Origin of the sequence: Paenibacillus sp. Cedars (assembly GCF_003184205.1) — a bacterium.
GTDB lineage: Bacteria > Bacillota > Bacilli > Paenibacillales > Paenibacillaceae > Paenibacillus_AQ > Paenibacillus_AQ glucanolyticus.
In genome coordinates, this window is record NZ_CP020866.1 from 4,208,621 (window position 1) to 4,220,924 (window position 12,304).

The 12,304-nt window shown below is 47.6% G+C and carries 13 protein-coding genes; 5 read left to right on the forward strand and 8 right to left on the reverse strand.

What is annotated here, in order from left to right; translation table 11 throughout:
- Position 1: 1 nt before the first annotated feature.
- The 4 genes from B9D94_RS21155 to B9D94_RS21170 form a co-directional block, all read right to left on the reverse strand.
- Positions 2 to 1,795 carry a sensor histidine kinase gene (locus B9D94_RS21155; RefSeq protein ID WP_172964067.1) on the reverse strand — a complete coding sequence of 598 codons (1,794 nt, stop codon included), beginning with the start codon at positions 1,793 to 1,795 and terminating at the stop codon, positions 2 to 4.
- A gap of 31 nt (positions 1,796 to 1,826) precedes the next feature.
- Positions 1,827 to 3,383, reverse strand: coding sequence for an extracellular solute-binding protein (locus tag B9D94_RS21160; protein ID WP_006208928.1), 1,557 nt, complete (start codon positions 3,381 to 3,383; stop codon positions 1,827 to 1,829).
- A gap of 203 nt (positions 3,384 to 3,586) precedes the next feature.
- Positions 3,587 to 4,018, reverse strand: coding sequence for a hypothetical protein (locus tag B9D94_RS21165; RefSeq protein WP_006208927.1), 432 nt, complete (start codon positions 4,016 to 4,018; stop codon positions 3,587 to 3,589).
- A gap of 48 nt (positions 4,019 to 4,066) precedes the next feature.
- Entirely contained in the window at positions 4,067 to 4,693 is a 627-nt protein-coding gene (locus B9D94_RS21170) for a stalk domain-containing protein (RefSeq protein WP_006208926.1), read from the reverse strand.
- Positions 4,694 to 4,903: 210 nt separating this feature from the next.
- Between B9D94_RS21170 and B9D94_RS21175 the strand changes: the two genes are divergently transcribed.
- From B9D94_RS21175 to B9D94_RS21195, 5 genes are all read left to right on the forward strand, one after another.
- Positions 4,904 to 5,095: a hypothetical protein gene (locus tag B9D94_RS21175; RefSeq protein ID WP_006208925.1), complete on the forward strand. Its 192-nt coding sequence runs from the start codon at positions 4,904 to 4,906 to the stop codon at positions 5,093 to 5,095.
- Between the two features lie 141 nt (positions 5,096 to 5,236).
- The gene (locus tag B9D94_RS21180) at positions 5,237 to 5,581 is read left to right on the forward strand and encodes a hypothetical protein (RefSeq protein ID WP_148247933.1); all 345 of its coding nucleotides are present in this window, start codon (positions 5,237 to 5,239) and stop codon (positions 5,579 to 5,581) included.
- Between the two features lie 235 nt (positions 5,582 to 5,816).
- Positions 5,817 to 6,308, forward strand: a complete 492-nt coding sequence (locus tag B9D94_RS21185) for a cation:proton antiporter regulatory subunit (protein ID WP_006208923.1) — start codon at positions 5,817 to 5,819, stop codon at positions 6,306 to 6,308.
- A gap of 3 nt (positions 6,309 to 6,311) precedes the next feature.
- Positions 6,312 to 7,556, forward strand: a complete 1,245-nt coding sequence (locus B9D94_RS21190) for a cation:proton antiporter (RefSeq protein WP_006208922.1) — start codon at positions 6,312 to 6,314, stop codon at positions 7,554 to 7,556.
- A gap of 17 nt (positions 7,557 to 7,573) precedes the next feature.
- Positions 7,574 to 8,443 carry a YitT family protein gene (locus B9D94_RS21195; protein WP_148247934.1) on the forward strand — a complete coding sequence of 290 codons (870 nt, stop codon included), beginning with the start codon at positions 7,574 to 7,576 and terminating at the stop codon, positions 8,441 to 8,443.
- 182 nt (positions 8,444 to 8,625) lie between these two features.
- Here B9D94_RS21195 and B9D94_RS21200 read toward each other — a convergent pair whose 3' ends face one another.
- The 4 genes from B9D94_RS21200 to B9D94_RS21215 form a co-directional block, all read right to left on the reverse strand.
- Positions 8,626 to 8,841 carry a DUF2905 domain-containing protein gene (locus B9D94_RS21200; RefSeq protein ID WP_006208920.1) on the reverse strand — a complete coding sequence of 72 codons (216 nt, stop codon included), beginning with the start codon at positions 8,839 to 8,841 and terminating at the stop codon, positions 8,626 to 8,628.
- Positions 8,842 to 8,952: 111 nt separating this feature from the next.
- Positions 8,953 to 9,786 carry a carbohydrate ABC transporter permease gene (locus tag B9D94_RS21205; RefSeq protein WP_006208919.1) on the reverse strand — a complete coding sequence of 278 codons (834 nt, stop codon included), beginning with the start codon at positions 9,784 to 9,786 and terminating at the stop codon, positions 8,953 to 8,955.
- A gap of 2 nt (positions 9,787 to 9,788) precedes the next feature.
- Positions 9,789 to 10,682: a carbohydrate ABC transporter permease gene (locus B9D94_RS21210; protein ID WP_006208918.1), complete on the reverse strand. Its 894-nt coding sequence runs from the start codon at positions 10,680 to 10,682 to the stop codon at positions 9,789 to 9,791.
- A gap of 71 nt (positions 10,683 to 10,753) precedes the next feature.
- Entirely contained in the window at positions 10,754 to 12,082 is a 1,329-nt protein-coding gene (locus B9D94_RS21215) for an ABC transporter substrate-binding protein (RefSeq protein WP_148248836.1), read from the reverse strand.
- Between the last annotated feature and the right edge of the window lie 222 nt (positions 12,083 to 12,304).

Consider the following 12,304-nt stretch of genomic DNA (forward strand, 5'->3'; position numbering starts at 1 on the left):
ACTATAACTCCATATTAACTTCCTTGCAGCGGTCCAGCGGAATGGAGATGGTGACGGTTGTGCCTTCGCCAGACACACTGTGCACCGTCAGATTGGCCTCCCTGCCGTAATACAGCTTCATCCGGCTAAATACATTACGAAGACCAAACAGATCCTTCACATTCTCCTCATCCTGGGAGGAAGCCGGCACGCTCCGGGAGCCCATCATTGCAAGCTCATGCTGTATGTAACGCAGCCGTTCCTCTCCGATGCCCGGTCCATTGTCCTGCACACTGATCACTACCGTATTCCCCTTCTCAATGCAGCTGGAAATCTTCAGGCATCCCCCTGATGACTTCCCCTCCATGCCATGAATGATGGCATTCTCTACCAAGGGCTGAAGCAGGAGCTTCAGGAGTGGTACTCTCTTGCTGTCTTCCGAAATCTGATAGTCTACGGTGAAATTGTCCATGAAGCGAAGCTGCTGAATGCGCAAATAGTAGTGCAGGTGGGTGATGCTCTCCTCAATCGTGAACACCTGCCTGCCCTTGTTCAGGCTCAATCGGAAAAACTTCGACAGATTCATGACCATCTCGCTGATCTCATCCGCATCATAATTCTTCGCCGTCCAATAGATCGAATCCAGCGTATTGTACAGAAAATGCGGGTTGATCTGGGATTGCAAAAATTTCAGCTCCGTTGTGGTCAATCTCAGCTGCTGCTCATAATGGTCCTCGATCAGATGCTTCTGTACCACAGCCATTTTGTTAAACGACTGGATAAGAAAACCGAACTCGTCCTTTCGCTTGGTATCAACGTGGATGTTCAGCTCCCCGCTGCTGAGCCGCTTCATTCCGCGTGCCAATTTGAGTACAGGGGACGCAATTCCACTGTAAACCACCCACGAAATAATGATGGCCAGCAGGACGCTAAGCACGATAATCGCAACCGTGAACAAGCGCAGCTGATCGGTTTCTTTATACAGCTCACTCTTCGGCTGGACCAGCTCAAGACGCCATGTTGAATAATCCGAGTCAATGGTGACGGTCATCTCTTTGTCGGAGATCTCCTCCTCGTACACTCTGCCGGTCTCCACCACCACTTCTCCCTTTTCGTTTAACAGGGCAATCCGGCTGTTCTCCGAAGGCAGCAGCGTCTTGATAATATTCAACAGCTTGCTCTCGCTGAAAGACACGACCAGCAGGTTCGACTGCCGTTCACCGTTATATAAGTCCATGGCCCGAATCAAGGAAATGCTGTCCGTATTGGTCATCTGACCAAAAGAGACGCCTTCCGCCACAGGGTATTCCGACATAACGTAGGAAATCCCCGTCCCGTTTCTCCGGGCAGCTTCGACGAGCCATTCCTGCTGAGTTTCGCCCGTCAACCTTTTACCTCCGTAATGGGTGGAAATAAACATGTTCGATGCCTGGTGGTACACGGTAATATGGGAGACATACCGGTTTACCGACACAAAATCCGATAACTGATCCAGAATATAGGAGAAATCCACAATCGATTGAGGTGAGAAATTGGTGCTGTTTTTATTGAGCAGCTCGTTCATTCTAAGATCACCCGAGATCAGGGAAGAGATCTCCTCCACATTTTGCAGTGCCAGATCAAAATGATTCATCGCAGACGATAAGGCCATCTCTGTCCGTTCGACGGCCTGTTCATAGAGAATGGCTCTGGACCGCTCTACCGCAAACAGGCTGATGATGACCAGCGGCAGCAGGATCAGCAGAAAATAACCGGTCAGCCGGGTTTGAATATTTTGCGAAAATCGATCCCTGATCCAGCGAAACATCGCCATCATTCCATCTCCCCCTCCCTCGCCCAAATCGTCCTCATGGTTTGGCATACCATTCATTAACTTCCTTCGTAATTTCATCTCCTCCTTCTTCCTTCCACGTCTTCACATAGTCATCGAAGGCATCCAGGGGCTCAAGTCCCATAATGATTTTCGTAAACACATCCTCCAGATTTTTAAGCTTATTGTTGTACTTTGTCATGGCAGGTGTAGGGACTCCGTAGAATGCGTTGGGAATGATATGATGATTAATCATCTGCAAGTTGTTGTATAAATTGAAGTCGCCGAGCGAGTCAAGCCGTTCCTTAAACAGCAATTCATCCGGCACGTCGACCAGGGACTGGTAGATCCCGCGATATAAATGCTTGTCATGAAGCGTAAAATCCGTAACAATCTCCCCGTCCTCCCACTTCCAAATTTCATTCTCGAAGCCCAGCTTCAGCGTTTTGTAATCACTGGCGATAAAATCCAGCATCTTGATCACCTCGGCAGCATTTTCCGAGCTGGCCGGAATGACATTGTAGCCGCGGATAATATCCTTGCCTTCCACCCCTTTAAAACCGGAAGGTCCAGTCGGATATGGAAGCGGAATCCATTCTGCCTCCGGATCCTTGTTCATGTTGGCCGCAATCGGCCCCCGCGTGTCATACCATGCCGCGGAGAACAGCCCTACCGTGCCATTTTCTATTTTTTCGAACAGATTGTTCTGTAAATTCAAAGGGAATTCCCGATCCAGTAAATTCTCCTGATACAACTTGGCAAAAAATGCGAGGGTCTCCTTCGTTTCAGGCAAAATGTTTCCGTTCACAAGCTGCCCGTCCCGTTCAAACCACATATTCCGCTGCGTACCGAAAGCACCGAAAAACGGGGAGGAGCGCCCCAATTTCGAGGTAAGGGTTAACCCGATCGTATCCTGAAGGCCGTTGCCGTCCGGATCATCCAGGGTAAAGGCGCGGATGACTTCATAATATTCCTCCAGCGTTTCAGGAGGTTTCAGGCCGAGCCGATCGAGCCAATCCTTGCGCGCATACATGAGCTCTGCTCCGGTCACTTCATTCAAGCTGGGAACCGCATAGATTTTGCCGTCATATCTCACCCGATCCCACACCTCCGGCGGAATTTTCTCTCTCAGATGGGGACCATACTTGTCAATTAACTCGTCCAGCGGCATAAACGCTTTCTGTTTGACATAGTTGTCAAACCATACCGGCTCATAGGTATGAAGCATATCCGGCAAATTGCCTGAAGACATAATCACATCAAGCTTCTCGTTGTATACCTCAGGCGGCGGCAGATTAACCCCAATCTCAAGTCCGGTACGCTCTTCAATGTAATTTAAATACGGATTGTCATTCTCATCCATGCCTGCAGGGAACGTCATCCCGAGACTCGAAATGACGATGTTGATTGAAGCACTCTTCGGTTGATTTTCCGGCGGGCTGTCCTCCTCTGCAGGATTTGGACCGCTGCATCCGGCAGCAAAGAATATCAGAAATACACATAGAAGAATTAGAACGTTACCTTTTAGCAGCCTTGACCCCTCTCGACCCACTCGTTGAATAAACTCATCATTACAGGCCTTGTTCTTCGGCATATGTCCTCACTCCCTCTAACTGGTAAGCTAATACTACTATATAACGATTTTATGGTGAGTTAGATCACCTTTATAATCATTCTGTAATGAAATGCGGCTTCCTTCACCCAGGCAAAAGAAAAGAGCCGATACCCCGGTCATTCCCGAACCAGGGTACGGCTCTACATGAAGCAACAAATATGGATCCTGTCATACTCCAACTACTATTTCGGCTCCTCTTGGTCTCGAGTCTCCTCCAGCAAGGGGATTTCTTTGCGCAACTCTTCCGATTGCACTTGGATCACTTCGAACGTACGACCGCAGTGGGCACAGAATTTGGCGTTGAGCGCTGAGCTGTTGCCACAGCCTCTGCATACCTTCTCATCCGTAAGATTGGCGATGTGAAGCAGATTTTGCTCGATTTCGAAATTCAATTGATGGATCTTGGCTACATAGCTTTGGATGCTCTCCTCTTCGGGCGGCCATTGCCCCGCCTCAGTTGCAGCAAATACAACTTTTCCGATTTCCAGCAGCTGCTCATCGATATCACTCTTCTTACCGTTGTTTTGCAGCTTTAACCGATTAACTTCAACCAGGATTTTGGCTTTGTTTCCGGCGTCTGACACGCCGGCCTTAAATTTATCAAAAAAACTCAAGCTGCACTCTCCCTCTCTGTTTGACTTCTTTTTCGAGCTGTCATCATTTTATTCCTTCAGTGCGATTCTCAGAATTTTATCATGGTCCGTGTAGTTAATGCCAGCACCAAGCCCTCTTGCGAATACCTGAACAGGCACATAAGTCACGCCATCGATGACCTTGGGAGCAACTGCCACGGTCTCCGATTTACCGTTGTAATATATCGTTTTGCTTCCGATCGTAAGCGTTATTTTATGATTCCCTCTTTGCACACCAATGCTGGCAGCTTCACGATTCCAGGTGACCTTAGCCCCCATTCCCTCTGCAATTTCCCGCAGCGGCACCAAGTTGATGTTGTTATACACCAAGGGCTCACTATCAAATTTCACCAGGCCGCCGTTGACATAAACCTTAAGACCGGACTTGGCATAGGCCGGAGCAGCCGGCTTCGGCGCGGACTTAGGCGTGCTGTTTTGCGATGATTTCGCCTTGGGTGCGGATGAAGACGACTTGCTGCCGGAAGAGCTTCCTCCCCCGTTATGATAATGATACTCCCCATATGACAGCCCCCAGCGTTCACAATTGGTTCGGCAGGTGTGCCCGCCGTTGGCATCCGTTCTTCCCGGATGTGCTGATACGACCGAGCCTGATACAAGCAGTAAAGCAAGGGTACAGCATAACATTTTTTTCTTCATGACATCGTAACCCCCTGGTATAATATCCCTCCAGTACATTCTAGCATATTCCTATATAGGAGATTCATATATGTAATTACATTATATAGAAGGAAAAATTTTTCCATTCTGCTTATGCCTTCATTGTTTCACTTTCTTCCCCTGCGTTTATTCGTTACATAGAACCGATCCTTTTGAGCCAAAATATTGCCAGAAAGGAAAGTGATCCTAATGAGCAAAAAGAAACCCGAATTCGACGGACAATTCCCTGGCGTTGACCCCATTCCCGAGCCAGACCGTCCGGATCAAGCCGCAACCGACAACATCGATGATCTTGTCCTTGGTATTTTGGAGGATAAGGATGAAACGAAACTCGATATCGAACCCCAGACAGAAAATTACGATAAACTTCGGAAAAAGTAGAATTAGACAAGCTTCAATATAATGTAAAAAATATAATCGATCTGTAAAAGTGTTTGAAAATTATTTATCGTTCTCATTTTGAGAACGATTATTTTTATGTTATGATTAACATAGAAGCTTGGGACGAAGGGGGGAGTAACTGTGAACCGTTTCTTAAAAACAGCAAGAGTCGTATGGATGCTGATACTTGTTTTGGTTACGGCATTTGCTCTTTACATTCCCGTCCAAGAGTATTACAGCAACGAAATTGAAGATGATCGGTACGTCTACAAGAACGACCTTCATCTGAAAGCGGCTGTTCTGAAACACTCTCAAATTCTCTCCAAACTTAAGGCAGCTGGCAACTCCTTGCCATTGTTCTTAATGTTTTCGGCCGTCCTTCTGCAGCAGGCTCCCAGAACACGTCTGCCCTATCGGCCGATTATTCCACTTCGGCTCCGGCTTTTATTATTATTCCCCATTAAATACACATCCATATTCGTTTAGTTATTCCTCCCTTTCGCATTCAAACTGACTGCGGTTTCTTAAATTCGCCAATTTTTCATCACTCATGCAGCAACACAACGAGCCTGTGCTGATTGACCTATGCACTTAGGTTTATATAAGACTGTGCAGAACATCATGAATGGATTGTTTTATTTGGCTACTCGTAATTTGGATATCCGTGTGACGTTGGTCTACCCATAACTAAAAGTGTATTTTCTTAGGAGGATTTTAACCTATGCATGTTCGCGAAACGGATTTACCCGGAATTGGCAAAAAATTTGTAATCGATACCCGTGGTGGTGATAAGCTGGTCATCATCATTCATGACGACGGTCGCCGTGAAATGTACCATTATGAATATGACGATCCGGAAGAAAGCATCTCCATGATCTCCCTGGATGATGATGAGGCTCGTCAAATTGCCGCCATCGTTGGCGGTCTGACCTATAAACCCAAGGCGCTAGAAACAATCGATATGGCGCTGGACGAATTGATTATTGAGTGGTACCGCATCGAGCCCCACTACTATGGGGCAGGCAAATCCATTGGTGATCTGGGCGTACGTCAAGCTTCAGGTGCAACCATCATTGCGGCAGTTCACAAAAACAGCAAACATATCAATCCCGGGCCTGACGTTATTATCACGCCAGATTCGACGCTTGTCGTCGTTGGCGAACGTCAACAACAGCGGCTATTTAAACAAATCTTGATGAACGGACGTGGTTGATGAATGGATCATTTGGTTTTAGAAGTCGGACTGGCGATTGCGTTGATCGCCCTGGCGGGGTTGCTATCAGCTAAACTCCGGTTTTCCGTCGTCCCTTTCTATATTCTTGTAGGGATGGCGGTAGGGCCCCACGCATTTCATTTTGGATCATTTGATTTTCGTTTTATAGAAAGTGCTCCGCTCATTGATTTCATGGGGCGGATCGGCGTACTGTTTCTTCTGTTCTACCTCGGCCTGGAATTCTCTGTCGGCCGGTTAATCAAATCAGGCAAATCCATCGTTGTCGGTGGGAGCATCTATATTGCCATTAACTTTACACTTGGACTTATGATCGGAATTTTTTCCGGATTTCCGGTGGCGGAAACACTGATTGTTGCAGGAATAACCACAATTTCATCAAGTGCTATCGTAGCCAAGGTGCTCGTTGACTTGAGAAGGACAGCTAATCCGGAGACCGAAATGATACTCGGGATTATCATGTTTGAGGATGTATTCCTGGCCGTATATATCTCTATTCTGTCCGGTCTCGTATTAAGCGGATCTTCTTCGCTGGGTGGAGTATTGATATCTGCGGTTATTGCACTCGGGTTTATGCTGCTTGTCATTATTCTGGGCCGAAAAGCCGTGCCGCTTCTGAATCGGGCGCTGAATATACGGTCTAACGAATTATTTGCACTGGTTGTTTTTGCCGCATTGTTCCTGCTGGCAGGCTTCGCTGAAACGATTCATGTTGCGGAAGCCATCGGTGCACTGCTTGTCGGGCTTGTCCTGGCAGAGACAGAGCATCGTGAACGGATTGAGCATTTGATTTTGCCATTCCGCGATTTCTTTGGCGCTATATTCTTCTTTAGCTTCGGTTTAACGATCGTACCATCCGAGCTTGGTGGAGCTGTATGGTTATCGTTGATCGCCGTTGTCATCACGCTGTTGGGTAACTTTATTGCAGGTATGCTTGCCGGACGCAGTGCCGGATTGTCTTCCAAAGCGTCCTCCAATATCGGTCTGACGATTGTCTCCCGCGGGGAATTTTCCATTATTCTCGCCAATATGGGTAAAGCCGGCGGGCTAGCTGCCTTCATTCAACCGTTTGCAGCCTTGTATGTGCTCATTCTTGCCATACTCGGACCATTGCTGACCAAGGAATCCAAGCATGTATACAACTTCTTGAACAAAATATTTAAATTTAAAGACCATAAGGAGAAGAAACCGGTTAAACCGAAGCTAAAGGATGAAAGTCTTGGCGGATAAAGGAGGGTACATTGCCTATGGTTCAAGTCCCGGTTCGTGTCACGAACGGTGCACAAGACGCCGCAAGCAAGGCAAGTACACCCAGAAGATTGATCATGGCTGCCATCGGAGGACTGATTGCGGCGTTCGGCTTAGATCTGTTTCTTGTACCTAGCGGAATCATTGCAGGCGGTGTGACAGGAATTTCAGCACTCGCTTCGCATCTGACAGGGCTTCATACAGGCATGTTTCTATTTGCACTCAATTTACCTTTGCTCCTGCTTGTTTATTACAAGTCCAATCGGGAAAAAGCCATTGCGGCAACGATCGGGCTGCTGACCTTTTCCATATGCTCGATCCTGTTCTTCCCGATGCCTGCTCTACTGGACAGCAAGATCGGGAGTGCAGGCATTGGCGGCATTTTCCTTGGGCTTGGCATCGGGATCTGCCTTCGTTACGGGGTTGTCCTCGATACCCTTCAATTACCCAAGATGCCGCAGCAGCTATCCCATCTGCTGACCCGGTTGAAGCTGCCCCACAACCATATCTTTATCAATATCATGGTACTGACATTGGCAGGGCTGCTGCTTGGCTGGGAACATGCGATGTATTCTGCCATCGCATGCCTGATGGCGCTGGAGACGGGTCGCATTACGACCTCCCGTCTTCCGCTTAAACGGGAGGTTCGGATTGATAGTACGAGTGAAGCAGAGATCAAACACAGTATGAAAGCCATCATGGGATATGAACCCCAAACGGAGAGTTTGAATGAAGATACAGGATTTGAGAACAACTCATTAAAATCCTCCCGGCTTGTCTACCGGGTTCATATTCTGGAGATGCCCAGACTAAAAGCGATCGTGAGAAGCCTTGATCCGAATGCGGAGATTACCATCATTCAGAAGTAAGTGTTCTCTCTTCCATGGAAACAGGCCGGCTTAGGGTTTGCCCTAGCCGGCCTGTTTTTTTAGATATCAGAGAGTGTAAACTCCGAAGTTTAGGCCTTCCTGATATCACAAGAAAAACATCCCCTAACCGCGGTCAGTCTTCTGAGAAAATACGTCGATAGACGTTTTTCTTATGAATTTCGTTATTTGCGAAACTGCTGGATCAGAAACAAAATCAAGGAGCCCACCACGCTGATGACTAAGCAGGTTACAATCGGAAAATAGATTTTGACATTGGGCTTATCCACAACGATGTCGCCTGGCAGCCTGCCGACAAATCGGCCAATGACAGGCCATAGCAGCCCAATCACGATCAGGGCGCCCCCTATCCATAACAGTGCCCTTGTTACAGGATGCAAACTATTTCACCTCATTCATCAAATCAATTCATCATACGAAAGGTTTCCTTGTATCATAATGGATTTGATGGACTCGCCGCAAGGCACGCGCACCTCGCCTACAGACGTGTTCTAGCCTTTCACTGCTCCGGCCGTCATCCCGTCGATAAAATACTTCTGGAAGCCCATAAACAAGATGAAGATCGGAATAATCGAGAAAAAAGAGCCCACAATCAACAAATCATAGTTGTTCCCGTAAGGGGTCAGCAGTGTCTTCAAGCCAATCGGAAGGGTATATTTGCTGTCATCGCTGAGTACCATGAACGGCCACAGGAAGTTGTTCCAGCTGTTCATCCCGTTCAGGATCGCCATGGCTGCGAAGGATGGCTTCATCACCGGCAGGATCAACCGCACATAGATCCCGTATTCCGTAGCACCGTCCACCCGCCCTGCCGCAATCATTTCTTTTGGAATCCCTCTTAAATACTGCCTGAAGAAGAAGATCGTAGCCGCGCTTGCAATCCCCGGCAGCACAATGGCCGAGTATGAGTTCATAAGGCCGAGATTGTAAATCAGCGAATACAGTGGAAGAAGAAGAATTTCAAAAGGAACCATCATGATGAGCAGCACGCATATAAACAGGAAATTCTTGCCGATGAAATCATAAGCTGCAAAACCATACGCAACGGTTGCGCTCACCAGCAAAGTTAATGTAACCTGTACCACCGTAAGCAGCAAGGAGTTGAAAAACCACATAAAATAAGAATGATTCCCTGTAAACAGATACGTGAAATTGTCCAGGTTCATTACCGACAGATCGAATTTTAAATTCAGGCCATAACGAATCAAGTCCTCACCGGGCTTAAAGGACGCGATGGTAACGGCGTAAAAGGGTACCAGGATCAGAAAACACAGTGCGGAGAACAAAATCAAGAGGATCACTTTGATCAGTGTTTCTCTTCTCATCCTCAATCCTCCTTCTTGAACATTCCTGAGAGTTTCAGCTGCGTCAGATTAATGATCATGGTAATGGCCAGAAGCACAATCCCCACAGCGGCCGCATACCCCAGATTGTTCTTCTCGATGCCTTGACGGTACAGGTAACCGACAATCGTAAGGCCGATATTTTTGGGAGAATTGTTGCCGTTCCACAGCATCATACTCTCAATAAACATAGCCAGCCCTGCATAAATGCTGATCGTTAATACATAAATCGTGGTCGGTTTCAATAATGGCATCGTGATTTTGGTAAACTTCTGAAAGGCCGAAGCCCCGTCGATGGATGCCGCCTCATAATAGTCATCCGGGATGTTCTTGAGTCCGGATAAAAAATACAGCATATTAACCCCCGTCCACCGCCATGTGGCCAGAGCCACCAAAGCAATGAAGCCGGTAACCTGTCCCTTCAGAAACTTCACCGGATCCACCCCGAACCAGCCCAATATGCTGTTGATGAGCGACCCTTCCATCTCTCCAAACATCAGCCGGAAGATAGTACCCGCCACAACAACCGACGTCAGTGCCGGGAAGAAAAAAGACGATTTGAAAAACTCTCTTCCCCACATAAACTTGTTGTTGATCAGCACGGCAAACAGCATCGGAAACGGAATCAGAATAAGGAGTGTCAGCAGCATGTAAATCGCACTGTTCATGACCGCCTTCAGAAAAATGCCGTCCCCCATCAGCTTCTCGTAATTAGCCAAGCCGATCCAATCAGCTTCCTGACCCAGCTGGATCTTCTGAAAGCTCATGCCAAATGAGCTGCCTAACGGAAGTACCCAGAACACAAGGAAAACCAGAATAAACGGCAGCACAAAAACATAAGGAGCAACCTTTTGAGAGTACAGAAATTTTTTAATCATCACTTTACTCCTTTGATAAGAGCCGCCCATCGTATGAGCAGCCCTTCGTTATGGTTACCGATGAGCCGGAATCATTTTAATTCCTGTTCGATTTGCTTCTGGGCATCGTTCAAAGCTTCTGTAATGTCCTTGCCATCCTCAAAAATCTCATTAAATGTCGTTGTGCACAGCACGTTGTTGATGGTGGGCGAAGCGGAGGTCGATTTGATTAACCGGATTTCATCCCGGATCTCATTCAGAACATCAAACGGGTTGTTCACAAAATATTGGACAAACTGATTCTCAGGGTTGTGCGTGACATCCTTCATATCCCAGACATCCATATTGACCGGATCAAACCCAAGCGTGTTCCATATCTCTTTGTTGGCATCCAGCGACAATTTGGCAAACGCCAGGAAGTCTTTCGCCAGTTGAACATCCTTTGCGGTCTTGGTAACAACGGTACCGGTTCCGCCGCCGCCAACGGATCTTGGCATGCCTTCTTCAATTACCGGGATCGGTGCGATCGCTATTTTTCCTGATAAATCGGACATGTAGTTGGTGTATCTGGACATTTGCCACAGCGGCATGAAGGCGGTAGCATAATTCCCTGCATTAAACTCCCCATAAGCCTCTTCCGTATCAGGCTGACCACCGGCGATAGTCGCAATGGCATTGCTGTCCTGCAGATCCTTGAGCAGTGTCATAGCCTTGATCATGGGCTCCGAATTCACGACCGGATTGCCAGAATCGTCGGTGAGGTCGGCCCCTTGCTGCGCCAACAGCATGGATGCCTGCCAGGCTGCACTTGTATCCGCCGTTCCCATATATTTGCCGGTTTTTTCATAGACCTGGATGCCGGCCTGCTTGAAGTCCTCCCAGGTCACGATATCCTGATAGTTAACACCAGCCTCCTCCAGGATTTCGGTATTATAGAAGGCCACGGAGGCTCCAACATGAGTTGGGACGCCGTAATTCACGCCATCCTTGCTGTAAAGATCAATCCGGGATTTGACGATGGTATCTCGGTATGGATCAATAACGTCATTGAGCGCTTCCAGCTGCGGAGTTCCAGCTAGAAAATCCGGGAATTTGCCTAACTCGATATCGGCAATATCAGGGGCACCCGTGCCGGACTGAACCGCGATGGATAGTTTATTGTGCATGTCGTCATATGGCATGACCGTCACGTTCAGCTTAATCTGGCGATCCGGATTCTCGGCGTTCCATTTGCCCAGCATCTTCTCAAAATGCTGTCCGTGCAGCTCAACGAATGTCCAATAGGAAAGCTCCGTGGCGCGTTCTCCCGCCCCTCCGTCCAGAACCGAGGTTTCTCCCCCTGTATTGTTCGCTTTACCGCATCCCCACAGGAACAGCGTCATGCCTAACACCATAAGCACCATTATCCATTTTTTCCTCATCATACGGGACCTCCCTCAATTTTCATTCCTATATCCTCTACACTCGAAAACAGTACTTCAGCCTTCAGTTCTTCAGTCTTCAGATCTTCAATACTTTAGTTCTTCAATACTTCAGCTCTTCAGTACTTCTGTATCCTGCTGAATAGAAAGCGCTTTCATATTGTGTGTAATTTGATATGATTTTGAGAGATGGAGCAGCCCTTGGGACCGCTCCATAAGTTA